The sequence below is a fragment of the Hyphococcus sp. D3-15 genome, assembly GCF_055809375.1.
The window spans coordinates 1,075,254-1,100,940 of record NZ_CM147910.1 but is presented as its reverse complement, the minus strand read 5'-3'; the positions used below and the strand labels follow the sequence as shown (position 1 = coordinate 1,100,940).

The following is a 25,687-nucleotide window of genomic DNA, read 5'->3' as shown; positions in this document are numbered from 1 at the left end:
GCAGGTTAGCGCGACAGACCTCATTGACCCCAATCTTCATTCGCCCGTGCGATCAGATAGGCGTGAATATCAGCGACCTGTTCTTCCGTAAGGATGTCCGCAAAGCTCGCCATGCCTTTGTCGACATAAGCGCCGCCCAGCACGATATCCTTGAACTTTGCGTGGGTCTCCGGCGTCATATGGCGTAGATCCGCCATACCGCCCATGGCCCGCTCGCCATGACACACGGCGCAAGTCTCCGCATATAGCTGCGCGCCGCTTTTCACTTCAGCCTCAGATGCAGTCAGCCGAGGCGGCGACGGCACCGGATCCTTTGCGGCCAGCGGCGGCAATTGCACATCGCCGCCAAGCTTGAACACCAGCAGGCGGGCGCCCGCGCGTGGGCGGTCTACGCCGGCGCCGCGCTCAACCTGCGCCGCGCCGCCGCCCCAGCCTGCGTTGATCGCAACATATTGCTCGCCGTCGAGCATGTAGCTGATCGGCCCCGCCACAGGCGAACTCTGCACCGGGAAAGACCAATATTCTTCGCCTGTGTTCGCATCGAAAGCAGCGATCGTCTGATGCGTCGTGCCTTCAAATACGAGGTCGGACGCAGTGACCATGACGCCGCCATTGCCATGACGCGGCAAGGCAACCTGCCAGGCGATCTCCTGCTTCACCGGATCATAAGCCGTGAGCCACGCTTTTTCGTCAGCGTCGCCCAGCGCCTGCAGCTCAATTCTTTTCTGAAGCACGTCGCCGCTATAGCCGCCCCAGCCGCTGTTTGAACGAAACGGCTTCGGCTCAAATTCCGGATTGAGCGCATAGACCCGACCGGACTGATAAGCCGGGAAATAAGCCAGCTTCGTACGCGGACTATAGGCCATCGGGAACCAGTTATGCGCGCCGCCGGGCCCGGGATAGACCAGAACCGGATCGATGCCGTAATGCTTTTCGGCATTGATGATCGGACGGCTTGTTTCCGGATCGATTCCGCTCGCCCAGTTCACCTTCACATAGGTGTCCGCCGAGATGAGTTCGCCGGTCGCCCGGTCGATGACATAAAAGAAACCGTTCTTCGGCGCCTGCATCAACACCTTGCGATCTTCGCCGCCTATCGTCAGGTCTGCGCTGATAATCGAGCTTGTGCAGGTGTAGTCCCAGTCTTCTTCCGGAACCATCTGATAGTGCCAGGCGTAGCTGCCGTCCTTGGCGTTGAGCGCAACGATCGAGCAGACAAACAGATTATCGCCCTCACTCTCGCTGCGATAATGCCAGGACAGAGGCGAGCCGTTCCCGGTCCCGACATAAACGAGACCCAATTCCGCATCATAGGCGATCGAATCCCATGCATTGGCGCCGCCGCCAAGCTTCCAATATTCTCCGCTCCATGTCTCGCGGATCATCTCCATGATTGGATCGGATGCTTCTCCGTCGGGACCGTCCGCCGGATTGCCTGGCGTGAGGAAGAATTTCCACAATTTTTCGCCCGTATCGGCGTCCACGGCGATGACGAAGCCGCGCACGCCCATATCGCCGCCCGACTGACCGACAACGACCTTGCCATCAAAAACGCGTGGCGCGCCGGTGATGGTGTATGGATATTTATTGTCGAAGGTCCGCGTGCTCCAGAGCTGTTCTCCGGTCTTCGCGTCGAGCCCGATCAGACGCCCGTCCAAGGTCGCAATGATGACCTTGTCTTTCCATAATGCGAAACCGCGCGACACCGGTTCGCAACAGGCATAGCGGCCCATTTCACGCGGCACTTCCGGATCGAACGTCCAAAGCCGTTCCCCGGTGCGCGCGTCATAGGCGATGGTGATGTTCCATGCGAGCGTGTTGTATAAAACACCGTCAGCATAAAGCGGAGTCGCCTCGATGCCGCGAAAAGTGTTGTAGTCATCGAACCAGGCAAGGCCGAGCTGACTGACATTTCCGGCGTCGACCTGCGTCAGCGGACTGAAACGTTGAGCGGAATAGGTCCGCCCGTCGCTCAGCCACACTTCCGGCTCGTCCGCTGAATTGACCAGGCGCTCGGCATCAACGCCGGCTGCATTCGATGTTGCGACATCTCCCCGGCCGCACGCTATCAGCCCCAGTGAAACGGCAATCGCCAAAGCAGCGCGCGTAAGCACGGCTGATCTCTTCCCGTTACGCATCGTTTAATCCTTCGGGGGTTCTGCAATCGGCTGCGTGCCATGCGCCATGGCGCCGACGCCGATGGCGGCATCCTGCTCTGGCGTGCCCGGCGGGCGATGATAGGCGCCGACCTCATCCATCTGAACGGCAAACGGTTTGCCGGTCACCGGGTTCGGATAATGGAAAGGCACAATATAATATGCCGGATAGGTGAGATAGATCACCGAAGGCGGCAAATCCGGCGGCGGATCGAACTTGTCCGGCCAGGTGTTGTTCAGCGCGACCTTCCCCCAGCCGTCCCAGCCGGCATACATGGTGAACGGGCCGGTCAGGCGGCTGATCCGCCATTTTCCGTCTTCGCCTTTTTTATATTCGTTCTCATAAAGCGGCAGGCCCCAGCCGCCATTGCTCATCACATAAGCGCGGCTGCGCGCCCAGCCTGTCTTGCCGTCCGGCGAGATATCGACGATCGGCTGAAACTGCATATGATTTGCGAGCACGCCGACCTTGGTGCCGTCCGGGCCGAAGGCGGTCTGCATATACTCAAGCACCCGGTCGCGGCCGAGAAACAGTCCCTTGCCGCCTATCTCAAGTGTCGCGTCATCAGAGAACAATTCTGAAAGCGGCGTCCACTGGCTCTTATCGACAAAGAAACCATAGGCGCGCTGCACGCGCTCAATCTGGTTCATATCTTCAAGCCGCGTAATTCGCGCATCAAGCGCGTCCAGCTTTTCCGCGGCTGTCTGCGCCGATGCGGGCGCGGCGATCATCTGCATTGCGACCGAAAGCGCCGCAAGGGAAATCATCCGTATGTTGAGTTTATGCTTCATGACTACTCGCGCCCCACCACATCATCACCGGCCAATGGCAGGTTTTTAAGTGACTTGCCCGTCACAGGATGCTTATAGCTGAATGGCGGAAGATACGCCGCAGGCAAAGCCCGATACACCTCAGTTGGCGGGCGATCCGGTGGAAACAGAGCGCTTTGGCCCTCCATCGGAATTAGCGACTTCATCCAACCCTTGTCATAGTCGGTCTTGCCGGTGACATAAAAATGCAGCTTGGAAATTTTCCAGACGCCGCCGTCTTTCACATATTCATTCTCATAGACGCCCAGCCCCCAAATTCCATTGGCGCCAGGTTCCGCCAATTGAATAATGCCTTGCCAGCGCGCGGTTGCCGATTGGCCGTCGTCGGCGACGACCGTGACATTCTGCAACTGCATATGATTGTTGAGATAGCCAGGCGCTAACCCCTGTGGCCCGAACAACAACAAAGCGCGGGCGATGCGCTCCTTGCCGATATAGACGCCGCGCTGGCCATATTCGAAACTGGCGTTTTCAGCGAACAGATCAGCGACGTCGCTCCAAAGGCCTTTGTCGAAATAATAGCCGTAGCTGGCTTGCAGGGTCTCAATCGCAGCCTGATCTTCTAGCCGGTCAACCCGGTCGCGATAGGCGGCGACCCGCGCCTCAAGCGACTGCGCCATGACGGGGGCGCAGAAGCCATCAATACAAAACCGATCGAAGAGGCGCAGCATAGCTGCAGGAGTTTTTGACTTGCACGCATCACTTGCCCCCTTTCACGGGTTGGCCGGTCACCGGGTGAGGCTCGCGGAATGGCGGCACCTGCACCGCCGGAAACGGCTCATACGAGGCTGTAGGACCGCGATCGGGCCTGTATTTTTTAGATGCCTCGCTGCGCACCAGCCCTTCACCCGGCTTCAACCGCGCCCACCCTTTTTCATAGGGCGCAACAAAATTGACAAAGAGGTGGAGCGATTTGATCTTCCAGATCCCGTCTTCTTTTATGTAGCTATTCACATAAATACCGTCGCGCCACTCTGCATGATCCTTATACTGACCAAGCATGCCGAGATCGCGCCAGCGCGCTGTCGCACTCTTGCCGTCACTTGCGACGGAAATAACCGGTTGCAGCGTCACCCACTCGTTAAGCTGACCGTAAATAAGGCCTTCCTGTCCGCCATGCAGACGCTTCAGATATTCGCGAATACGCTCCTTGCCCACATAGACGCCATCGATGCCTATCTCGATCGTACCGTCATCCGCGAAAAGGTCCGCGGCATCGCCCCAGAGACCGCGATCAACATAAAAACCAAAGGCGCGCTGTAATTTTTTGACTGCGCGCGTACCTTCAAGCTGCTCGACGCGCAACGTCAGCGCCTCGATCTCCGCATCAAGGCCAGTGTTTTGCGGCGTGCTTTGCGCCGATGCAGGCGTCATCATAACCGGCTGAACGGTCATGGCCGCAAGCAAAGCCATGGGAAGAATATGTTTCATAGTCCCTCCGGAATGGTGAATGCCCGGATATAAAACTCTCCGGGGTCCTGGTCTTTTAATGCGGGATCGATCAGATATCCGATCTTGCCTTCCGTTGCGTAACCAACCGACCCGACGCGGGTAACGCCGGGGGACGATGCAAGACCAGTGCGAAGCGGCGTGACGGAAGCACTATCGCCATCAATGGTGATGAGCGCGACGCGGCCGCCGGATCCTTCAGCCTGTAAGAATTGATCGCTGCCGACAGGGCGCAACCCATCGGGGCCGCTAACCGGTTCGGACAAGGTTAAGTCGGTAAGTCCAATATAAGCGCCGCTTCGATCACGCTCGACCCGTTGAAGCAGGTTTGCGCGCACATTGTTGACATACATAACGCCGTCGCCGGCGAAGGCGATGCCGTCAACGCCAACAAGCTCATCACCCTCGGCGAATAATTCGAGGCCCGATGCACCCGGCGCAAGCCGGAACACTCCGGCCGCCAGCGGTTTCCGTCACGAATACTTCGCCATCCGACGCAACGGCGGCGTCATTGCAGGCTGCAGGCCCTTCTGGGAACGGATAACTTGCGTGAAAAGCGCCGCTCGCAAGCTCAAAAGCGATGAAGCTCGACCCCGCAGCCCCGCCGGCAAATGGATTTGGGTTGGAACAAACCCATAGCAAATCGTGCGTTTCATCCGCCAGCACGCCAAACAGCGACAGGAGCCCGTTGCCTTCATTCGGCATGATCCACGGCTCCGCGGTGCCTGCACCCGCCTGTGCGCGATAGATGACGCCGCTCAAGCTGCCGACATACAGATTACCCGCGCTGTCCGATGTGATGCTTTCTGGAAAGACACGGCTTCCCGCAATCAGAATATCTTCAGGCTCTGTTTGCGCGGCGGGAGGTTTTTTGGCGTCGCAACCGGCAAGAACCGCAGCCCCTGCGATCGCCGCCACACAAGCAGAAGCGGCGCGAAAGCCTGCAACACGCGGTCGAAGCATCAATTCCCTCCAAGCTATACCGGTTTGCACCGGTTTAGCTATTTGATAGACGACTTAACCGTCGAGGGGAATCTTCTGGCTAGCCCGAACTGGAATCGCGACTTGACCCTACAGGCGCCGTGCCTGGCAGGCGGGCGGAGCCGCCGATCAGTTCAGACGCCATTGCCCTGGCGTGATGGAATAACGCCGCTTGAACGCACGTGTAAAATGCGCCGCATCCTCAAATCCATTTGCGAAGGCGATCTGCGCGATTGATTGATCAGAACGATGCGGGTCTCGCAAGTCCGCTGCCGCCTGTTCAAGCCTGCGGCTCCATAGATGGCTGGCGATTGAGTGACCAAAGGCTTCATGCATCAATTGGTCAAGCCGCCGGCGACTGATGCGCTGGTCCTGCGCCACAGACTCGGCCGTAAGCCCCGCGACGGAAAGATTGATTTCAATGTAATCAAGCGCACGGCGCACCCGCCAATCGGGCGCAGTGGGCAGCTTGGAAAAAGGTTCCGCCATACCGAGCATCTGGATCACGGCGTTCATCATGGCGCTGCGCTGCAACTCTCTCAGCTCAGCCGCGCTGGCGGAAAACCGCAACAGCGTCTCGGCGAGCAACCGGGTCCCAGGTTCATCGGAAGGGAACACTGTCACAAACGGCTTTTCAAGCATCGGGTAGCGGCTCAGCGCCGCCGTGCGTGACATGCGCAGGAACAAGATCTTGCTGCAATCTTCGCCAATCAGACGGAAGCTCCGCGCTTCATCGAGGACACAAAGATCACCCTCGCTCAGGGTGCAACTTTGGCCGGCCTGGTTTACGCGGATGGAACCCTTTGACTGCACCATTAGCGACAAGCGCGGTTGGTCGTGCTCCTTAGCGCCCCCGGCGTGATGGGTAACGTCGACCGGAGACGAATCAATTTCGAAGAATTCGCCTGCGCCCATCTTGGTCAGATTGATGGAACCGAACGATTTTGCAGGGTCGGAAAGCTCCACGGAAAGGCTCGGCAACGCGCTGCGCACGGCGCTGCCCCAAGACAACGCGCGCTTTTCCTGCTCCACCTCACTCAAATCCACGAGCAGGCTCGGCAGTTCACCCCATCCTTTTTCCAGTTCCGGCAATCCTCTCCTCCAAGTCGGTCAACGCCCACTCAGTTTTTTATTAGAGTATGAAGCCAGACCACCATAATTGGCAAGCTTACGTGCAAATGCGACGGTGCAGTGCACAAAAAAACTTGCGGAAAGCACCACGAAACACCGATGATAAATCCCCGGAATTCCTCGTTTTTCTTCCTTAACATCTCAGGGCGGACCCTGAGCCAGTTGGCGCTCGCAACTCTGCTCGCCGCATGTGGCGCAATTACATCGCCTCCCGACGAGTCGAAGGAGGCGGCGCAAGCCGCGCAGGTCACCGGCGAGACGATGCGCAACATCGACTCGGCTGAAAATGTCGGCGACTGGATGTCTTATGGGCGCGGCTGGGACGAGCAACGTTTCAGCCCCCTCAAGAAAATCAATGATCAGAATGCTGACCAATTGGGCCTTGCCTGGTATGATGATCTCGATACGCTGCGCGGAGTACAGGCGACCCCGCTCGTTATTGACGGCGTGCTGTATAACGCCTCGATTTTCAATGTCATCACCGCCTATAACGCCGCGACGGGCGAAAAGCTGTGGACCTATGATCCGCAAGTTGCGCGCGAATGGGCGCGACTTGCTTGTTGTGGTCCAAGCACGCGAGGGATCTCCGCATGGAACGGCAAGCTCTATATCGGCGCGCTTGACGGACGGCTGATCGCAATCGACGCCAAGACCGGCGAAGAAATCTGGACCACCAAAACATTCGAAAACACCGAGCCCTATTCAATCACGGGGCCGACCCGGGTGTTTGACGGCAAGGTCGTAATCGGCAATGGCGGCGCCGATTATGGCGTGCGTGGCTTTGTGTCCGCTTATGACGCCGAGACAGGCGAGAAGCTCTGGAAATTCTACATCGTGCCGGGCAATCCCGCGGACGGCCCCGACGGAGAGGCTTCCGATTCTGTCATGGCGATGGCGGCTGAGACATGGAACGGCGAATGGTGGTCGCTAGGCGGCGGCGGCACCGCCTGGGACTCAATCGTCTACGATCCCGACCTTAATCTCGTTTACATCGGCACCGGCAATGGCTCTCCCCATGTTCAGGAATTTCGGTCGCCTGGCGGCGGCGATAATCTGTTCTTGTGCTCGATCGTCGCCGTTGACGCGACAACCGGAGAATATCGCTGGCACTACCAAATGGCGCCCGGTGAGGAATGGGATTTCACCTGTACGCAACCGATGATGCTCGCCGATCTGGAAATTGACGGCCTCACGCGGCAGGTCATCATGCAGGCGCCGAAAAACGGGTTCTTCTATGTGATCGACCGCGCGACCGGCGAGTTGATCAGCGCTGAAACCTACGTCCCCAACACCTGGGCCACCCATATCGACATGGAAACGGGCCGTCCCGTGGAGACGCCGACAGCGCGACTAACCCACGAACCCAAATTAATGACGCCGAGCGCGTTAGCGGCCCATACCTGGCATCCGATGGCGTATCACCCCGACACCGGCCTGGTTTACCTCTCCGCTCAGGAACAATGGTTCGTATACGCCAAATTGCCACCGGAAGAATTCAAGCCAAAACATTGGCGCGCTAATTCCGGCTTCGACTACATCCACAACATGGAAAAACGCCGCGAACTGCAAGCCGAAGCTGATGCAAAAGAGAAAGGCTATCTCCTCGCATGGGATCCTGTGAAACAGGAAGAGGCTTTCCGCGTGATGCATCCCTATCCGGGTTCGGGCGGCGTGCTGGCGACCGCTGGCAATCTGTTGTTCCAGGGCTCCGTCGAAAAGAATTTCGCCGCCTATCGTGCAGATAATGGCGAATTGCTTTGGCAGATGCCGGTTCAAAATGTCGCCATCGCCGGACCGATCTCATACATGGTTGACGGCGAGCAATATGTGGCGGTCAATGTCGGTTGGGGCGGATCGCCCGTGTCGGCTCTCAACAAAATCCCTGGCGGTTTCAGATTTTCAACAGCGCGCCTGCTGGTGTTCAAGCTAGGCGGCGAAGCTGAGCTTCCGCCGATGCCGCCGCCTTCCCAGTTGCCGCGCCCGCCATGGCTCACCGCGAGCGAAGATGAAGTTAATGCTGGCGCAAAGCTGTACGCCGAAACCTGCTCGACTTGTCACGGCAAGGATGCTCGCGGCGGCGTGAAAGATCTTCGTTACATGACACCCGACACGCATGCCGAGTTCCTCGACATCGTCCTGCGCGGAACCAGAACCGAAAAGGGCATGGCGAGTTTCGACGACATCCTTACAGAAGAACAAGCAAAAGCGATTCACGCCTATCTCATCGCGCGGGCCAATGAAGACTGGGCTGACGATGCGGCCCGCGAACAATAAGAAAGAAACTCAAAATGGAAATGCTGAAGAAATTTCTCGCAGCGTCGGCTTTTTCGCCGCAAGCCCGGCCTTGGCGCAGGCTCCCGGCGAAGCCAGCGCGGTCTTTGAACTCGACTGCGACCGCGCCTGTCTTTTCGACAAGCTCGGACAATATATGGATGCGCTTCGCGCCAGCACGCCTTCTGCCGTGCCCGCAGCGGACAATCTGCAATTCACCGAAAACAACGTGGTCCTGCCGCTTGGCGAGGGACTGTGGGGCACGGTGGAAAATGTCGACGCGATTGGCTTGGAGGTCGCAGACACGCAGACCCAGAATGCAGCCTGGTTTGGATCGGTGATTGAAAATGGCGAACCGGCGATCTTCGCCGTGCGCATCCATGTCACCGACGGCCGGATCGATGAAGTCGAAAGCGTCGTTCACCGCAAGACCAGCCTGCCAGCGCCCTTCGGCAACACCGAAAACATGGTGCACGACCCGGACTTTAATGCAGCCCTTCCGCCAGCGGAGCGTCGTTCGCGCGCACGCATGCGCGCCATCGCCGACAGTTACTTCGACACGGTCGAATTGAATGACGGACAGGTCTTCGCACCTTTCGATGAAGACTGCGGGCGGCTCGAAAACGGCATCAGCACAACAACGCGCGCGAAAGACGGTGTTGACGGCTTCACTCTGGTCGATGGTTGCGAAGCGCAATTCAAGCTGGGGATTTACCGCATCAACAAACGCATCCGCGAACGGCGCTATCCGATCATTGATGAGGAACGCGGCGTCGTTGTCGCAACCGGCTTTTTCGATCACGCCAACGAATTTGACCGCTACGACCTAACAGACGGGCGCGAAATGAAGACGGCGCTCAAATGGCCCAATTCGATCACCTTGCTCGAAGCGTTCCGCATCAAAGATGCAAAGATCAGCCGTATCGAAGCGGTGTTCACCTATGTGCCTTACTTCATGCATAATCCCTGGGCCGGCCCCGCAGCCACGCCGCCCGTTTCGGTTTCTTCGCCGGCGGCGTGCAATGACAAATGCCTCGCCAAACTCGCAGCGAAAACCATGAACGCCTATCCTAAAAGGGGCGAATGGAAAAACCTGCCTTGGGCCGATGAAGTCGGCTATGAGGAAAACAGCGTCGGCATGCAGGTGGATGAAGGCATCTGGGGCTCAACCACCGCAATAGACGACAAGCCGCTGATTATCGCAGACGCCGCTCTTGGGCGCGCGCTTTGGCTCGGACGTATCGAAGCCCATGGACAGCCATCCTGGGCGGCGGTGACGGTCACCGCCGATGGGGCCAAGATCGGGCGCATTGAAGCGGTGATCCGGCGCAAGGAATACGGCCCGCCCTTTGCCGAGCCGACAAGCGCGCCTAACTTCACAGCCGTGCCGAAAAGCCAGCGCACCTCGCGCATGGAAATGCTGGGTGCAATCGACCGAGTATATGCCGCGATCGACGCAGGCAATGGCGCGGCGCCGGACGACTTCACCGATGGCTGTGAGTGGGCGGTAAATGGCCAGCCCCTGTCGCCTTGCGCCGAGCCGATCACCGGTAAGCGCTTCCAGGCTCTCAAACAGATACGCGACCGGAAAGTGATTGCCGTCGATGAAGCGCGCGGACTTGCCGCTGTTTCTCTGTTTGAAGACTTTCCTGCAAGCCAGCAGCAGTTCACGGACGCATCGGGCGCGGCCTATTCGGACACCCTGCCCTATCCGCGCACGTTACAGGCGGTTGCGGTATTTCGATTTGTCGGCGGCAAGATCGAGCGGATCGAAGCTTACACGTCGGAACTGCCTTACGGCATGAAGCCGCGCTGAGGCGCCGCTTCTAACTATCAAGCGCTGCGCGCCGATAGGCGCGCGGCGCTTCGCCGAAACGGGCCCTGAAGCTGCGGCTGAAATGCGCGGCGTTGCTGAACCCGCATGAAAACGCGATTTCGGTGATCGATTTATCGGACATGTCAGAGCGCGCAAGATAAGCCCGGCAAAGCTCAAGCCGCCGCGTCCAGATATAATGGTTTAAAGTCTCGCCCTCTTCGCTGAAGACCTTGTGCAAATAGCGCTTTGTGCACTGCATCCGCTCTGCGATACGATCAATTGTGAGATCCGGGTCCGCAAGATTGCGATGAATGAACCCCTGGATCCGCGCGCGCGCCGTTTCTCGCATCGTCTCGCCGCGTTTGGCGCCGGATTGCTCTATGATCGCGAGCTTTGCAAGTTCGATAAGCGTGTCACCCAACGTGTCCGCGACCGCGGGACTGACTGCTTCAACTTGCGAAAGACATGACCGGCCGAGTTCAATGCACATTTGCGATGCGCCGCTTATCGGCATCGACACCGCCGGCGCCGATTGGAGATGCGCCGCGAGGCTTCGCGACAACAGTGCGGCAGGAAAAGAAATCGACAGCAAATCGCGCCCCGGCTCACGTTCAACTTCCAGCGGGTGCAGGTTCTGCACGATCCAACTGCCCGCAGAGGAATCAAGCGCGATGTTTTTGCGCGCGGCGATATGGGCGACCGCAATGCTGTCTGAAAAACAAGACGGCAGTCGGAACTATCGTTTGTAGACCAGGATTTTTCGCCGGCCCAGCGCTCAATCCGTGCCGCGCCCAGCACCAGCGCCTGCCTCGGTTCGGCGCGCTCATGCTCAAGGCTGACGGACCGCCCGGTCACACGAGTCTGAATCGCTATATTTGCTTCTACTTGCATGGGCTTCTCCCTCAATCGCCTGGGACGGTGACGCCGGCGCGCATCCGCGCTTCGCCTTCGGGTGTGAGTTCAAGCGGCCGGGCGTAGGACCGGTCGCTTCGGTCGCGCATGCCGGTCATCACATTCGGATGCATTTGCGCCGTTGGAACGGTGAACATGAAATCCATCACCGCTTCACGATGGGCGATGCGCCATTCGCCTTTTCGGCGTTCCATCCTGTCAATGTAACGCGCAGTGCCCAACGTGGCCACTTGTGAGCCTTTAGGCATGAGCGTGGTAATCACATAGCTTTCGCAATGCGCAACATCCCCGTCGATATCGATTGTAAAATTCGAAATATGATGGGTCGTATGATCCAGGCTGGAAAGATAATCGAACAACCATTTGACGCGCGCCTTTGGACCACCGGTAAACGCACCGCGATCGTCCGTCGCATCCTCGTGATACGCACTGAGCATCATGTCCTGGTCGAGACGGTCCGCGCCGCGCGTATAGCGGTTCATGCAATCAAGTATGTCCGCCCGGTCTTTCAGATACCGCACATCAGCGGCAAGCGCCTGCAGCTCCGCATCATTCATGGTGTTGCTCCCTCTTCTTTCACCGGAGGCGGCGTCGCGAAGTGTCGACGCGCCAGCGTAATTGCAAGCACTGAAGCCCCGATCGGGATGATCAGCGCCAGCAAGAGATTTTTGGCTTCCATATTCGCGGCCAGCGCAGCGCCGCCGACCATCGGCGCGGATACGGCGCCAATCCGGCTCATGGCCGCGACCCAGCCGGCGCTCGTCGCGCGCAATTTAGGCGGATAGAGAACAACCGCGATCGATATCCAGATCCCTTGAATGCCCGAAATCCCTGCGCCGACGAGCACAAGCAGAAACTTCCAGCCAAGCACGCTTCCCGGCAAAAGCCCGATCGCCATCAAAGCGAGCCCGGAACACGCATATCCTCCGATAAGCCCGGCAAGCAGGTATCGCCGGTCAATCGCCCAGGCGATTAACAAGCTACCGACAATGCCGCCAAGCTGCACGGCCGCCGCGCCGAACAAGGCATCCGCCATGCTCCATTGCGCTTCACGCAAGATTGTCGGAAGCCAGCTCACCATGAGATAGAGGCAAAAAGCGCCACTCCCCGTGGACAGCCAGATGACCAGCGTTCAGATCCAATGCGCTTGCGACAAAAGTCCAATCACGGAAACACGCTCTTGCGTTTGACTTTGCGGCAGGAACAAGCGCGCCGGATCAAGCCCGGGCGCTACCTTGCCAAGTATTTGCGCAATGCGGCGGTCGCCGGGCTTGGCCGCGACGAGCCATTTCAGCGACTCCGGCGCCATCAGCCAGACCACCACAGCCGCTGCGATCGGCACTACGCCGCCGACCAGAAAAATGCCGCGCCAGGAAATCGCTTCAATCACGCCTGGCGCGATAAACGCCGCCGTAAAGGCGCCGCCGGGCACAAAACAATTGGCGAGCGTCATGATCAGAAACCGCCATTTGGCAGGCGCATAGTCGCCCATGATGGCGGCGGTGTTGACGGTCGTAATGCCAAGCCCGATCCCAGTGACCAGTCGGCAGGCCGCGATCCACAAGGTGTTAGGATAGATCAACGCGGCGAGCGTGCTGGCGCCGGTCAGGACCATCGCCAGAATCAACATCGGCTTGCGCCCAATCCTGTCTCCAAGCGGCGCGAAGCCGGCGCCGCCAATCGCCATACCAAAAAGGCTCGCGGATAAAGCAACACTGAAGCCGCTCGCCGCAATACCGAATTCGCCGGAGATGTCAGGCACGGCGAGAGCCAGCGCCTGAAGATCATACCCTTCGCAAAAAAGCACGAAAGCGCAAATGGCGAAGAGTTGTATCTGCAGCCCGCTCAAGCGCGGCGTGTCGATCAGCGCATCCACATTGCCGGAATGGCCCGCCCAGTCCGGCGGAGTCTTCGGCGCGCTCGTCAGAACTGACTCAGTGCGCGTCATCAACAAAATCCGCCATATTTGCGACGCCGCCGGCGGCCGGGTTAGGCGGCGGCGCCTCCTTGCCCGTCGCCGGGTTGGGATAATGAAACGGCTCGCAGTAGTAATTCGGATAGGTCAGATAGACGACAGTCGGCGCCAAATCCGGCGGCGGCGGAAAACTTTCAGGCCGCGTGTTTGGCGTGGTCGATTTGTGCCAGCCTTCTGAATAGAGCGTGTACATGGTGAAGGGCGCATGCAGCTTGTCCATCACCCAAACGCCATCGATCTTTTTGTAGTGATTTTCATACAAGCAATCGCCCCAATTGACCGGCGCCCACGAGCTGCCGCCAATGACAAAGGCGCGCCAGCGGCCACGCGCCGTCTTGCCGTCTTCTGCGACGGTGACGATTCCCTGAAATTGCTGGTGATTGATGATTTGCTCGCGCTGCGGACCTGTCGGGCCAAGCCCGATCCCCATATACTCAAGCACCCGCTTCTTGCCGAGGAACACCCCGCGACCGCCGATCTCCAGCGTTGAATCGTCAACGAAAAGATCCGAAACGTCATCCCACATCGCCTTGTCGACATAATACCCATAGGCGCGCTGAAGCTTTTCACAGGCGCGCGTGTCTTCAAGGCGCTCGATGCGTTGCGAGAGCGCCGTGACGTCGCCAGCCAAGGAGTCACCGTTTAGAATAGCCGGTAGATCGGGTTTGCTCGGCTGTTCGCCGGTAACCGGATTGGGGTAGTGATAGGCCGGCAGATAGACTTCGGGAAGCGATGCGTAGACTTCGGTCGGCGGCTCATCCGGGGGCAAGGTTTCGCTTGGGCCTTCCATCGGAATATCGCCCACAACCCAACCAAGATCGTAATCGCATTCAACAGTCACGTAAAAATGCAGGCTGGCGATTTTCCAGACGCCGCCTTCATTCACATAAACATTCTCAAACGTGCCTTCGCCCCAGCGTCCCTTGCCGCCCGAGCAAAGTTGCATGTCGCTGCGCCAGCGCGCCTTTGCCGACAGATTATCGTCAGCGATGGTGATAATCGGCTGGCAGATGAAATTTGTATTGAGGTCGCCGGTCTCAAGACCTTCGGGGCCGCGCAGCGCCAGCGCGGCGCGAATGCGCTCGCGTCCTTTGTACACGCCGCTTTGGCCCCATTCCCAAGTCGCATCGTCGGCGAACAAATCAGCCGCCGCCGACCACAACCCCTTGTCGATGTAATAGCCGTAGCTCCGCTGCAACCGCTCCACCGCTTCATAAGAAGCCAGCCGCGCCAAGCGCAGTTCCGCCGCATCGAGGTGCGCCTCGAGCGCATCAAGCATCGCCTCACCACTCATGACGCCACTTCCTCACCCGTCACCGGGTGCGCATAGTGAAAAGGCGGCACAAAAATGTCCGGATACGGCTTATATGTCAGAGTGGGCGGCCTGTCTGGCGGGAAATCAGCAAGGGCAGGCGTTTTCCAATCGCCTGTCACCGGTTTCAAGGACGCCCATCCGCCTTCATATGGCGCGACAAAATTCGGAAAAAAGCGAAGCGCAGAGATTTTCCAAATGCCAGCCTGTTTACGGTATCGGTTTTCGTAAACACCCTCGCCCCATTCCGCATGCTCGCCGAACTGACCGGTCATCGACAGAACGTGCCACCTTCCTTCTGCGCTGGCGCCATCTTCGGAAAGCGTGATTACCGGCTGCAGTTGAAAATGTTCGTTGAGTTGGCCGAAAGGAAGACCGGGACCCGGATTGCCGCCCGTCAGCTTCACGATCAATTGGTGAATGCGCTCGCGCCCCACATAAACGCCGTCAACGCCCTGTTCATAGGTGGCGTCTTCGTCAAACAGGTCAGAAGCTTCGCGCCAATAGCCTTTATCAATATAAAACCCGTAGGCGCGTTGAAGCCGAATGATGGCGAGATAGTCTTCGCGCCGCTGCGTTTTAGCCTGCAAGTCGGCTAATCGTTCCTGCAATCTTTTTCGGCGTTCATCACTCATGCCCGTCCTCCTCCGCTGTGCGTACAGGCGCTTCCTCGCGCGTCGGGATTTCCCCGATCACCTGCCGGAATTTAAACCGCCAAACTCCATCCTCGCGTACAAGCTCATCGAAATAGCGCCCGGCCAGCATCGGCACAGGACGCGCTTCCTTGCTGCGAGCGAAGTAAACGAGGCGCGATTCAGCCTTTGCCGCATCGCCATCTATTTCGATGATGATGTTGCTCATCAGGTGGAAATTCTTGGTGTTGCGGAAGCCTTCCGGCGTTGGCCCCAGCCCTTGAACCAGCATGGCCTCGATCGCTTCAGGGCCGGTGGCGTCGCCCATGCGACCGGACCAGCGCCCGTCCCGAGCGAAAAGCTCCGCATACCCACGATGATCGCGGGCGTCGAGGCGCTGCGCATAGCGGATAATGAGATTGCGAATATCGCGCTCATCCTCAAGCGCGCGCAGGCGCTCTTCAACGGAACGCATCGCTCCGCGGCTCTTGGTGGGACTTTCAGCCACCCGTTTCCTCTCCCGCAAACCTGACCTTGGTGCGGCCGGCTGCTTATATCGTTTGTTTTGTTTAGTTAGTTTAGTTTACCTAGATCAAAAGCCGAAGTAAACCGGGGCCGGGCACAAAGATGGCCGGAAACGGGCTTATCGCTTGTCCAGCAGTTCATTGATTTGACGCGCAAAGTCCGTGAGCAGCGCATCAACCTTGCGGTCGAGAGCAGGCGATCCGAGCTTTGGCAACTCGATGCGCAAGGTTCGGGTATTCGCCTGCCCATGCTTTTCGGGAGGATGCGGCCGCGAGCGCGGATGCGCCCGGCGATAAATGTCCAAAAACCGTTCACGCTCAACCGGCGTGAAATGCGCAACCTCGAAAATCGGCTCCACATATTTCTCAGGCAAAGGCGTTTTATATTTGGGATTGGTGATCTGGGAAATGAAGCTCTTGTTCTTGCCGATTGTATCGGCAATCCGCAGACGGATTCCCGAAGGCCGCGATTCCAGCGCCTCTTTGAGCACGAGCTTGTAAGCCCGGATCAATTCCTGTTTCACGTCGCCCTGCAAACTGACTCCCCTTGCCTGCCGGCCGCTTCATCTTCCAAAGGGCTCGAGACTTCTCGAAAAATCGTAGTCATTGCCCCGTCCTGATAAAGCGTTTGAACCGGGGCGCAAAGCGCGCGGGTATGCTGAAGGAACGAACCCCGCATTCCAGATAACGCCCAAGGCTCTCCGGGGACGCCGCGACATCGCCGCAAACGCTCACCGGACGTCCTTTATCGGCGCCAAACTCAACAACGCGGCGAACAAGCTCCAAAACCGCCTTGGGCGCGCCATCGCCAATCTGCAAGGCGTCGCCATCGCGCGCAGCAGCCAGAGCGTATTGCGTGAGATCATTCGTACCAAGCGCAAAGAAATCAGCATCAAATTCGCTGATATCGAGCGCTGCGGCAGGCGTTTCCACCATCATCCCCAACATCACTTTCGTCCTGTCCGATCCTGCTTTCTCGATGGACCGGTTCATCGCCGCCCTGAAGAATCGCATCTCTTCGGGCAAGCTAACCATGGGGACCATGATTCGCACCGGGTTGCCTGCAGCGGCCGTCAAAATAGCTGCAAGCTGCACCCCCAGCACATCCTCGCGCCGCCTCAATAGGCGCGCGCCACGGACGCCAAGAAATCCGCTAGAAGATGCCGGCGGTGCGAAGCCCGGCACTTGCTTGTCGCCGCCGCCATCAAACAATCTGATCGTCACCGCTCGCCCGCCCGCCCAGTCAAACAATGGCCGGTAGAGTGCGGCTTGCCGTTCTTCACTGCTTAAATCGTCACGATCGCGAATCAATAGTTCGGTCCTGACTAGTCCTATTGCGTCAAACCAATCGCGTGGCGCATTCTGAAGCGATTCAAGAGAATTCACTGTCAGATTGATCTGGACAACCTCCCCGCCGGAAATCTCCGCCGCTCCGAGGCCCTCCGTATCCGGAATAGATGCTTCAGCGGGCGTCGCTGCGCGCGGCGCCATTGCGAGATCGGGATCGATGACAAGTTCGCCGCGATCCGCATCAAGCGTTGCATTGACGCCTTCGATATCGCCCGTCATCAGCCCCACCGCCACCAACATGGGCACGCCTTCAGAGCGCGCCAGCAAGGCGACGTGACTGGCTACGCTTCCGCGCTGATCGACAATCGCAACGATATTGGCTCGGTCAAGTTCAAGAAACCTGCTTGGCGTCATCTCGTCCGCCACCAGGATTGTGCCGGCGGGAAAGTCTTTCTCCTCAGCTGTGCGGCCCGCCAGCACATGTAGCAGACGGTTCTTAAGGTCCGCCAGATCCGCCGCACGCGCCGCAAATTGTTCGCTTTTGGCCGACCTGTAAGAAGCAATCTGCGCGTCGAACACAACGCAAATAGCTTTTTCCGGATCCCCGGATGTAGCGACGGCTTCAAGCAACTCCAATATGAAGTGATCGTCTTCTAGCAGCTCCAGTTGAAAGTCGAGAATGTCTGACCCAAGCGTCGCAGCGGAAGATTGCAGCGCTCGCAGTTGAAACGCCGCCTGGATGACCGCTCCGGTCACCCCGCTCGCAGGTCCAACATTTTGCTCCGAGCAGACGATGTCGCGGCACAATGTTCCGTGAGCGACGCCGGATGACGCCACATTTCCGGAATAGCGCGACATTTTCAAACTTCGTCTTCGGAAACCAGGTCGATCTCGACCAGCTTCCGAAGTCCCGCCAGCGCATCTTTGGCGTCGGCGCCGGTCGCCCGCAGCAGGATTGTCTTGCCGGATTCAACCTGGAGTCCCATGACTTTCGCGACGCTCTTGGCATCAACCCAGCGTGAGTCCTCCTCGACACAAATTTGCACCCTTGAAACATAGCTCCTTGCGACCCGCGAAAATTTGATCGCGGGGCGCGCATGCAAGCCATGCGCGCCGAGCACCGTAATGGTCGCATGCACCCACTCCGAACTCAGCCGGCTGTGACCCGTGCAATGTCACGACTGAGAAATCTCTTCGGCAGCATGACACACAGCGTCGAGATCACCGCCGGACGCCGCTTCCGCCGCCGCCATGATCGCCCCCTCCACTAGTGGCGCGGAGCAAATCCGGACTTTTTGCGCTTTGACGCGGTCCAGTTGTTCAATCGCCATTTCAGAGTTCATTTCAGCGCCGCCGACATCAACCAGAATGGCGACGCCTTCCGGCCGCCACACGCTTTCCAGCTGCTTCAAAATAGCGTCAAGGCTAGTCCCCAGACCGCCATCTGGATTGCCCCCAGTCCAGGCGATTGAAAGTTCGGCGCCGGCCATTTGCCGCGCCATATCCGCAGTGCCGCGCGCGACATCCGCCGAATGCGATACGATCAGGAGCGCAACGCTCATCCTGTTTTCTCCGATATGAACTTCGCAATGGTGGAAATGCACAACAGCGCCGAGCGCGCGCCAGGATCGTCATGCCCGACCGCACGCTCGCCGACATAAGCTGCGCGACCGCGTTTTGCACGCAAGGATCGCGACGCATCGAAACCACCCGTCGCTGCTTCCACCATAGATTTAACCGCCTCTGCCGGCGTGGCGTTGGCCGCCTTTTCGTCAAGCGCTTTTGCGGCAGGCATAAGTACGTCAAGCATGGTCTTTTCGCCTTCGGCGGACCGCCCACGCTTGGCGACGCCAATTACGCCGGCCGTAAATGCAACAGCCCAGTCGGAAAGCGCCGGTTGCTCAGGCAAAGCCTTTCCCATTTCCATCAACAAAGTGCCGTATAATGGGCCTGAAGCGCCGCCAACGCTCATGACGACAGTGCGTCCCGCTCTCGTAACCGCCTCGCCCAAAGGAAGCGCCATCAATTCGGGCCGCAATTGACTCAGCCCGCGTGACGCCCGTGCGAGATTGCTGCCATGGTCGCCATCGCCAATGGCGCGATCAAGCGCGTTCAATTCTTCTTCTGTGGAAAGAAGCACGCTGCATATCACATCCATCAGATCAAGGATGGTGTTCGCGTCTGTTGGAGCGAGACTGGTTTGTGACGCGGTCATAGGCCCCACCGCAGCCCCGGCGTAAGGACCGGGTCGTCCCAGAGCCCTATAAAGCCGTCTTCCAGTGTTGTAAGCGTAATCGACGCGCCCGGCATTTCGAGCGACGTCACCAAGGGGGAGACAATTGAGCGGGCGACGACATGGCCACGCGATTCCAGCAAGCGCGCCGCTGCATCATAAAGGATGTACAGCTCCATCGGCGGCGTTCCGCCGAGCCCGTTCACAAACAGCAATAGCGGCGCCTTGGGATGTGCGGCGAGATCAGTGAGAAGTGCGTCAATCAACTCCTCGACAATTTCATCAGCGGACGCAATCGGTCCGCGACGACGCCCCGGTTCGCCGTGAATGCCGACCCCAATCTCCATCTCGCCCTCGGCGAGCAGCAAATTCGCAGCGTCAGCGGTCGGCACCCGGCAGCCGCCTAGCGCAACGCCCATAGTGCGCGTCGCCGCCGCCGCGCGGCACGCGACTTCAGCGCATTCTTCAAGCCCGGCGCCGCGCTCCGCGGCGGCTCCCGCTAATTTCTCCACGATTACCGTGCCCGCGACGCCGCGGCGCCCGACCGTTTCACCGCCTCCCGCCGCGCCAATATCGTCTTCAATGACGACTGTCGCATGGGGCCGATCATACATCTCCATCGCGACCTCAAAATTCATGATGTCGCCCGAATAGTTTTTGACCAGGCACAACAGACCGTTATTGCCGCCGACTGCTTCAGCCGCCGCAAGGATCTGTTCAACCGAAGGAGATGAAAAGACCTCGCCCGGAACCGCAGCGTCGAGCATGCCGCGCCCGACCAGCCCCGCATGCAGAGGATCATGCCCGGAACCGCCCCCGAAATCAGCGCCACCTTGCCGCTGACAAGCTTTTTGCGCCTGACAAAACGCGGATGCTCTTCAAGCCGCACCAGATCCGCATGACAACGCGCAAATCCGCGCAAACTTTCGGAGACCGCATCCGCCGGGTTGTTGAGAAATTTCTTCATGACGACCATCCCGACGCCTGGGCGGGAACATCAACTAAGGGCGTCGCAACATTGCCCATCCATAAAATACTTCCTGGACTGACTATATTGCGCGCTTGACGGCGCCATCTCGCACAAGCAGCTTGCAACGCGGAGAACAGACAGACAGCGCAGAGGGAGAATACGCCATGCACGCCAACCAAGACACCAACGAAGACGGTGAAGCGATACGGCGCCTTTTGGCTGAATATGGTCGCCTTCTTGACCTGCGGGACGGGAAAAGTTGGGCCGCGCTCTTCACGCCTGATGGTGAATGGGTTGGCGGCGACCGCTATGGCGTTATTTCCGGCCATGCAGCGCTTTGTGAGTTTGTTCTGCGCGAATTCGCAGCAGCGCCGCCTTGCGTGCATATTTTTGGCAATATGGCGATTACGGCCAAAGGGGAAAGCGCCACGGCCTGGTCGCGCTGGATGTTGCTCGAACAGGCGGGAAACGGCCTGCAAATTTCGCTGGCGGGAAGCTATTCTGATATCATCACCTGCACGCCGGAAGGATGGCGCTTCCGGCGGCGCGAAGTAACGGTGGACTTGCCAGACAGCGCCTAGCCCTACGCACGGCATCATTTCATTCCAGCCCTAAATGCCCGAGTCCGGTTCCAGCCGGCCGGCGCATCAATTCTATCGTCGATAAACTAAACCTATCACAGGCTAGCTGTGTTAGCGGCGCTAAACACGATTGAACGTGAACCTTCGACTTTGTTCATGGGGAACAGCAGGGGCGGAAACGTACATTTAGGCCCGCTTTCCCAGAACTAAACTTTTACTAGATTTACGCTAAACAGGCCGAGGGGCGCAAATCAGCCATCGTCTTTCTTCAGCGCATCTGAAATCTGCGCCGGCGGCTGCTCTGGCGGCGGGACATTGCCGTCACGATAGGGGATTACGCCGTGGGACCGTCTGGTCTTGATTTTCCAGGCCCCATTCTCGCGAACAAGCGTATCCACATAACGGCCCGCAAGGGCGATGACGGGCCGGTTTTCCTCAGAGGCGACGAAAAACAGGTAGCGCGAGCGGGCGGTCGCTGTATCCCCATCCACATCGACGACAATCGTCGTATTCAGATGGAAATTTTCCTTGTTGATATAGTCTGCATCATGAACGCCCATGTTTTCTTCCAACATGGCCTCAATGGCAGCGGGCCCTTCGAAGCTTCCAAACCCGCCGCTCCATACGCCATCACTGGCGAATAGCGAGGCATAAGCATGATAATCGCGGGCGTCGAGAAATTCGCCATATTCGACAATCACCTGCCGGATTTCTTTTTCATCCTCGAGTTGCTGCACTCTTTGCGCGAGTTCGCTATCTGACGCTCCACCCGCCGAACAGGCCGGCAACACCAAGACCGACGCAAGCGCCAGGGCGGTCCTCAACATTCCACTACGCATCATCGACTCTCCAGACTTCGGGCCAGACTTATGCCTATCGCGTTTGTCCGACCAGTTTACATGAAATTCATTGCTCTGGGAGAACCGGCGAGTTGCATGACAAAGACCGACGGGAACACTACTTCCCACCCGCAGCGGGTTTTCTCGATTCTCTGTATGGAATGACCCCACGGGATGTGCGCGTCCTGATTTTCCACGCCCCGTTCTCACGCAATAGCTCATCAGCATAACGCCCGGAATGCACTGCAATCGGCAGCCCCGCATCGCTGGCGGCGAAAACCGTATAACGCGACCGGGCGATCGCTGTGTCTCCTGAGACCTCAACCACCATAGTCGTCATCAAGTGAAATCGGTCCTTATTGATATAATCTGGTCCCGGATCGCCCATATTCTGCTCAAGCAGAGCCTGGATAGCTTTCGGCCCTGTTGCACTGCCGAAACCGGTTGTGGAAACACCGTCGCTGGCGAAAAGGGATGCGTAACCGGCGTAATCTTTCGCGTCGAGAAACTCGCCATAACGAACCAGCAGCGCACGGATCTCTTTTTCGTCCTCCATTTGCCGCACACGCTCCTCAAGCGCTGTAGGCGCGGCGTCTTCTCCGGCCACACAGGCGGAAACCAGATTTATCAGCAGCATTAGCGGCGCAAATTTTCGCATTGGTTTCCTCTGTTTCCGGCGTTGAGTATCCGGCCCGGCGGCGGCGTCCGCAATGCTGTAGGTGAATGGCGTTTTTGCACTGCAACGCGCGGCGAAACGGCAGTTTCCATATGAGCAAAGCCGACAATTCACTAGGAGCAATGACAGCGCGCGCCTGCGCTGTCAGCCTGCGGTACAAATGAATGGGAGACAATTGATGCAACGTGGAGCGCTAGCCTCACTTAGCCTGACTTTGGGCTCAATCCTGGGTGCGGCGTTCGCCGCCCCCGCAATGGCGCAATCTTATGGCGAGGTAAGCGCATTACCTCGCGGCGACTGTGATCGCGCCTGCCTCGAATCCGCAGCCAAATCCTATGTTGCTGCGCTTGCAGCCAAAGATCCGTCGAAAGCTCCGTTCTCCGACGATATCAAATTCACGGAAAACAGCGTCGAAATGCCGATCGGCAAGGGTTTGTGGGCCACGGTAAGCGCGGCGGACCCTGAAGACGGCATGATCGCGTCTGACACGTTAACCGGCAATGTCGCCTGGTTCGGACATGCCTATGAACATGACAAGCTTGTTTTCTTGTCCTTCCGCCTGCATGTCGATAAGGATCGCAAAATCAGCGAAGCCGAAACGGTTATCGCCCGCGTGACTGGCATGCCGCTGATCCACGGGACCGGCAAGGAGCCGCACCATCCCGCATGGACACAAGCACTGACCGAAGAGCAATGGCGCCCGCGTCCGCGATTGCGCGCCGTGGCGGACTCATACTTCAATACAGTGGAGTTCAACAACGGGCAGGTCTTCGCGCATTTCAAACCCGATTGCTCGCGATTGGAAAACGGAATCAGCACAACCGCAGCGACTGGAAACTCGAACAATTCCGCGTCAGTGGCTGAAGGCTGCGAAGCGCAATTCAAACTCGGTATTTACCGCATCAACAAACAACTTCGCGAACGGCGTTTCCCCATCATTGACGAGGAGCGCGGCATTGTCGTGGGCACGAACTTCTTCGACCACGCCAACACATTCGACGAATATGAACTGACAGATGGGCGCACCATGAAGACATTGCTGAAATGGCCTAACTCGCTTTCGATTATGGAAGCTTTCAAGATTGTCGATGGCGAAATCCTGACGATCGAAGCGAATTTTGACTATGTGCCCTATGGCATGCATTCGCCTTGGGCGGAGGGAGACGAGTAATGAACAAGTTCATTTCATCCCTGGCCGGCGCCGCTTTGCTTTTCACAGCGTCTCCCGCCGTCGCACAAAAATGCAACGAGTCCTGCCTGCTTAAACTCGCAGACAAAACAATGTCCGCAATTGCGGATCAGGATTTCCGCCGGCTGCCTTGGGCCGATCCGGTAAAGTTTTCCGAAAACAATGTGCCGCTGATGATCGGCGATGGTTGGTGGGGCTCCGCCGGCGACAAGACGGGACCAAAAGCCTTCGCCATGGCCGACGCCAAAAGCGGAAATGTCGTGTGGTTCGGCACCATATGGGATCATGACGAGCCATCCTTCGGCGCGATCAGAATCAAGGCCCCAAAAGGCAAGATTGAAGAGATCGAAGTCATTGCAGGGCGCAAACGCTGGCCTATCCCATTCGGCGAGCCAACAGAATTTGCAATACCGTCGGACATGACGGATTCCGTCGCCGCTGGCGACCGGCGATCGCGCGAACGCCTTGTGGATCTCGCCAACAGCTATCTCGCAACCAAACAGCGCAACAATGGCGCGTTGCTGACTGAATTCGCATCTGACTGCGCGATGGTGGAAAACGGCGTGCAAATCACATCGGCCGAGCTTGATGTCGAGCCGGCGGAAGCGGATTGCGCTTCAGTTTTTGAAGCAGGTCTGTTCGCCACTGTGAATCGCATTCGCGATCGCCGCTTCCCTGTCGTCGACACCAAACGCGGCTTGGTCCTGGCGATCAGTGTACAGGATCTGCCAGCTGAAGAACTGAGCTTTCGCACGATAAAAGGCGAGATGGCGACGTTACAGCGCCCCTATCCAATGAGCCGCCTTGTGGCTGAATTGGTCAAAATCGAAGGCGACAAGATTATGCGGGCGGAAGGCGTGGCGACATCGCTGCCTTTTTACATGCCGACGCCGTGGAACAGCGTTGACGCGCAATGATCAGAAATCTCGCCATCGCTGCATTGTTGGGGCTCGCGAGCCCCGCATTTGCAGGCAATTCAGCATGCGACCGCGAATGCCTTAACGCTCACGCGGACGCATATATCGAAGCCCTTGTCGCCAAGGACGCCAACAAATTGCCCTTGGCGAAAAACGTCCGCTTCAGCGAGAATCTGATTCCTCTTGAAATCGGCAAAGAAGGTCTTTGGCGGACGGTTTCCGGAAAGCGGGACTGGGATGTATACGCATCCGACGAAACATTGGGTCACGCCAATTGGATCGGCATCGTCGATGAGATGGGCAATGCCGTTTTCCTGGCCGTCAGGCTTAAAATAGAAAACGGCAAGATCACCGAAGTGGAAACGCAGGTTGGCCGCTCGCCACTCACCGCAGCCAACCACGCCCCGCCGCCGCGCGAGACTTTCAGCGAGGTGGAACCGCCCGAGACGCGGTCCTCCCGCGAACGGTTGAAGGAAATCGTCCACCAGCATTGGGATGCGATGGAAACGGGCAATGCGATCCGTTCCAACTATCGCGATGACTGCATTCGGTACGACAACGGGCATCTGACAACCGGGACCAAGAAATCACCGGCGGAAGGCGGTCCGCCCTCCACCAATATTGGCGAGTTCGGCTGCTATGGTCAGATGGCGTCAGGACGATTCGTCAACGGCAACACGGTCTATCCGCGCCGCTTCTGGGGCGTAGATGAAGAGCGCGGCCTGGTCATCGGGTATTTCTCTCCGAATGTTCCGGGAGACGCGACTTCCGTCGAGGTGTACGGACAGACCATTGAAATGGGGCCGGGCGAACTGGTCCCCTTCACCATTCAACAAGTCGAGCTGTTCAAGGTCATCGATGGGCAGGTGAAAGGTGTCGAAGTTGTCTTCGGCCCGCGTGTTCCGTTCGGAATGCGCAGCCCTTTCGATATGAAAGACCTCTGGCGCCAGAAATAGCCGTCAAACAGCGTACTTTTTTCAGCGCCGCGCTATGCGACATGCT

At 58.2% G+C, this 25,687-nt stretch carries 25 protein-coding genes and 2 pseudogenes; 6 read left to right on the top strand and 21 right to left on the bottom strand.

The window, feature by feature from the left end; translation table 11 throughout:
- Nucleotides 1-20: 20 nt before the first annotated feature.
- The 7 genes from AC0L8G_RS05640 to AC0L8G_RS05610 all read right to left on the bottom strand — a co-directional run bounded on the left by AC0L8G_RS05640 (nt 21) and on the right by AC0L8G_RS05610 (nt 6,509).
- Nucleotides 21-2,138, bottom strand: coding sequence for a PQQ-dependent dehydrogenase, methanol/ethanol family (locus AC0L8G_RS05640; protein WP_473387532.1), 2,118 nt, complete (start codon nt 2,136-2,138; stop codon nt 21-23).
- Between the two features lie 3 nt (nt 2,139-2,141).
- Nucleotides 2,142-2,948, bottom strand: a complete 807-nt coding sequence (locus tag AC0L8G_RS05635; protein ID WP_473387530.1) for a nuclear transport factor 2 family protein — start codon at nt 2,946-2,948, stop codon at nt 2,142-2,144.
- Nucleotides 2,949-2,950: 2 nt separating this feature from the next.
- Nucleotides 2,951-3,607, bottom strand: coding sequence for a nuclear transport factor 2 family protein (locus AC0L8G_RS05630; protein ID WP_473387528.1), 657 nt, complete (start codon nt 3,605-3,607; stop codon nt 2,951-2,953).
- A 79-nt stretch (nt 3,608-3,686) separates the two neighbouring features.
- Complete coding sequence (locus AC0L8G_RS05625) at nt 3,687-4,418, bottom strand: nuclear transport factor 2 family protein (protein ID WP_473387526.1); 732 nt, start codon at nt 4,416-4,418, stop codon at nt 3,687-3,689.
- A complete protein-coding gene (locus AC0L8G_RS05620; protein WP_473387524.1) occupies nt 4,415-4,888 on the bottom strand; it encodes a hypothetical protein in 474 nt (157 codons plus the stop codon). Before AC0L8G_RS05620 ends, AC0L8G_RS05625 begins: the two co-directional genes overlap by 4 nt.
- Nucleotides 4,836-5,399, bottom strand: coding sequence for an SMP-30/gluconolactonase/LRE family protein (locus AC0L8G_RS05615; protein ID WP_473387522.1), 564 nt, complete (start codon nt 5,397-5,399; stop codon nt 4,836-4,838). Before AC0L8G_RS05615 ends, AC0L8G_RS05620 begins: the two co-directional genes overlap by 53 nt.
- Nucleotides 5,400-5,546: 147 nt before the next feature.
- Entirely contained in the window at nt 5,547-6,509 is a 963-nt protein-coding gene (locus AC0L8G_RS05610) for a helix-turn-helix domain-containing protein (protein ID WP_473387520.1), read from the bottom strand.
- 201 nt (nt 6,510-6,710) lie between these two features.
- On the opposite strand from AC0L8G_RS05610, the gene AC0L8G_RS05605 reads away from it, so the two are divergent.
- Entirely contained in the window at nt 6,711-8,822 is a 2,112-nt protein-coding gene (locus tag AC0L8G_RS05605) for a PQQ-dependent dehydrogenase, methanol/ethanol family (protein WP_473387518.1), read from the top strand.
- Entirely contained in the window at nt 8,803-10,635 is a 1,833-nt protein-coding gene (locus tag AC0L8G_RS05600) for a DUF8021 domain-containing protein (protein WP_473387516.1), read from the top strand. Before AC0L8G_RS05605 ends, AC0L8G_RS05600 begins: the two co-directional genes overlap by 20 nt.
- Before the next feature lie 10 nt (nt 10,636-10,645).
- Here AC0L8G_RS05600 and AC0L8G_RS05595 read toward each other — a convergent pair whose 3' ends face one another.
- The 12 genes and pseudogenes from AC0L8G_RS05595 to AC0L8G_RS05540 form a co-directional block, all read right to left on the bottom strand.
- Nucleotides 10,646-11,275: a helix-turn-helix domain-containing protein gene (locus tag AC0L8G_RS05595; RefSeq protein WP_473387514.1), complete on the bottom strand. Its 630-nt coding sequence runs from the start codon at nt 11,273-11,275 to the stop codon at nt 10,646-10,648.
- A gap of 262 nt (nt 11,276-11,537) precedes the next feature.
- Nucleotides 11,538-12,104: a nuclear transport factor 2 family protein gene (locus AC0L8G_RS05590; protein WP_473387511.1), complete on the bottom strand. Its 567-nt coding sequence runs from the start codon at nt 12,102-12,104 to the stop codon at nt 11,538-11,540.
- Nucleotides 12,101-13,495 (bottom strand): annotated as a pseudogene (locus AC0L8G_RS05585) (MFS transporter). The gene AC0L8G_RS05590 and the pseudogene AC0L8G_RS05585 overlap by 4 nt, the downstream one beginning before the upstream one ends.
- Nucleotides 13,482-14,816 carry a nuclear transport factor 2 family protein gene (locus AC0L8G_RS05580; RefSeq protein WP_473387509.1) on the bottom strand — a complete coding sequence of 445 codons (1,335 nt, stop codon included), beginning with the start codon at nt 14,814-14,816 and terminating at the stop codon, nt 13,482-13,484. The pseudogene AC0L8G_RS05585 and the gene AC0L8G_RS05580 overlap by 14 nt, the downstream one beginning before the upstream one ends.
- Entirely contained in the window at nt 14,813-15,469 is a 657-nt protein-coding gene (locus tag AC0L8G_RS05575; RefSeq protein WP_473387507.1) for a nuclear transport factor 2 family protein, read from the bottom strand. Before AC0L8G_RS05575 ends, AC0L8G_RS05580 begins: the two co-directional genes overlap by 4 nt.
- Nucleotides 15,462-15,941 carry a nuclear transport factor 2 family protein gene (locus tag AC0L8G_RS05570; RefSeq protein WP_473387505.1) on the bottom strand — a complete coding sequence of 160 codons (480 nt, stop codon included), beginning with the start codon at nt 15,939-15,941 and terminating at the stop codon, nt 15,462-15,464. The genes AC0L8G_RS05575 and AC0L8G_RS05570 overlap by 8 nt, the downstream gene beginning before the upstream one ends.
- A 168-nt stretch (nt 15,942-16,109) precedes the next feature.
- Nucleotides 16,110-16,526: a hypothetical protein gene (locus AC0L8G_RS05565; RefSeq protein ID WP_473387503.1), complete on the bottom strand. Its 417-nt coding sequence runs from the start codon at nt 16,524-16,526 to the stop codon at nt 16,110-16,112.
- 67 nt (nt 16,527-16,593) lie between these two features.
- Nucleotides 16,594-18,138: a putative PEP-binding protein gene (locus tag AC0L8G_RS05560; protein ID WP_473387499.1), complete on the bottom strand. Its 1,545-nt coding sequence runs from the start codon at nt 18,136-18,138 to the stop codon at nt 16,594-16,596.
- 2 nt (nt 18,139-18,140) lie between these two features.
- A complete protein-coding gene (locus AC0L8G_RS05555; protein ID WP_473388803.1) occupies nt 18,141-18,401 on the bottom strand; it encodes an HPr family phosphocarrier protein in 261 nt (86 codons plus the stop codon).
- Nucleotides 18,402-18,455: 54 nt separating this feature from the next.
- Nucleotides 18,456-18,842: a dihydroxyacetone kinase phosphoryl donor subunit DhaM gene (gene dhaM, locus AC0L8G_RS05550; RefSeq protein WP_473387497.1), complete on the bottom strand. Its 387-nt coding sequence runs from the start codon at nt 18,840-18,842 to the stop codon at nt 18,456-18,458.
- Nucleotides 18,839-19,495, bottom strand: a complete 657-nt coding sequence (dhaL, locus tag AC0L8G_RS05545) for a dihydroxyacetone kinase subunit DhaL (protein WP_473387495.1) — start codon at nt 19,493-19,495, stop codon at nt 18,839-18,841. The genes dhaM and dhaL overlap by 4 nt, the downstream gene beginning before the upstream one ends.
- Nucleotides 19,492-20,480, bottom strand: a pseudogene (locus AC0L8G_RS05540) (dihydroxyacetone kinase subunit DhaK). The gene dhaL and the pseudogene AC0L8G_RS05540 overlap by 4 nt, the downstream one beginning before the upstream one ends.
- A gap of 167 nt (nt 20,481-20,647) precedes the next feature.
- Here AC0L8G_RS05540 and AC0L8G_RS05535 point away from each other — a divergent pair.
- Nucleotides 20,648-21,064: a nuclear transport factor 2 family protein gene (locus AC0L8G_RS05535; RefSeq protein ID WP_473387492.1), complete on the top strand. Its 417-nt coding sequence runs from the start codon at nt 20,648-20,650 to the stop codon at nt 21,062-21,064.
- Between the two features lie 251 nt (nt 21,065-21,315).
- Here AC0L8G_RS05535 and AC0L8G_RS05530 read toward each other — a convergent pair whose 3' ends face one another.
- Nucleotides 21,316-21,891, bottom strand: a complete 576-nt coding sequence (locus AC0L8G_RS05530; protein ID WP_473387489.1) for a nuclear transport factor 2 family protein — start codon at nt 21,889-21,891, stop codon at nt 21,316-21,318.
- Between the two features lie 130 nt (nt 21,892-22,021).
- Nucleotides 22,022-22,561 carry a nuclear transport factor 2 family protein gene (locus AC0L8G_RS05525; protein WP_473387487.1) on the bottom strand — a complete coding sequence of 180 codons (540 nt, stop codon included), beginning with the start codon at nt 22,559-22,561 and terminating at the stop codon, nt 22,022-22,024.
- A gap of 61 nt (nt 22,562-22,622) precedes the next feature.
- On the opposite strand from AC0L8G_RS05525, the gene AC0L8G_RS05520 reads away from it, so the two are divergent.
- Genes AC0L8G_RS05520 through AC0L8G_RS05510 form a run of 3 tightly spaced genes read left to right on the top strand, consistent with a single transcriptional unit; the run spans nt 22,623 to nt 25,641 of the window.
- Nucleotides 22,623-23,750, top strand: coding sequence for a DUF8021 domain-containing protein (locus tag AC0L8G_RS05520; RefSeq protein ID WP_473387484.1), 1,128 nt, complete (start codon nt 22,623-22,625; stop codon nt 23,748-23,750).
- Nucleotides 23,750-24,685, top strand: a complete 936-nt coding sequence (locus AC0L8G_RS05515) for a DUF8021 domain-containing protein (protein WP_473387482.1) — start codon at nt 23,750-23,752, stop codon at nt 24,683-24,685. The genes AC0L8G_RS05520 and AC0L8G_RS05515 overlap by 1 nt, the downstream gene beginning before the upstream one ends.
- Nucleotides 24,682-25,641 (top strand): DUF8021 domain-containing protein, encoded by a 960-nt coding sequence (locus AC0L8G_RS05510; RefSeq protein ID WP_473387480.1) that lies wholly within the window; start codon nt 24,682-24,684, stop codon nt 25,639-25,641. Before AC0L8G_RS05515 ends, AC0L8G_RS05510 begins: the two co-directional genes overlap by 4 nt.
- Nucleotides 25,642-25,687 lie beyond the last annotated feature (46 nt).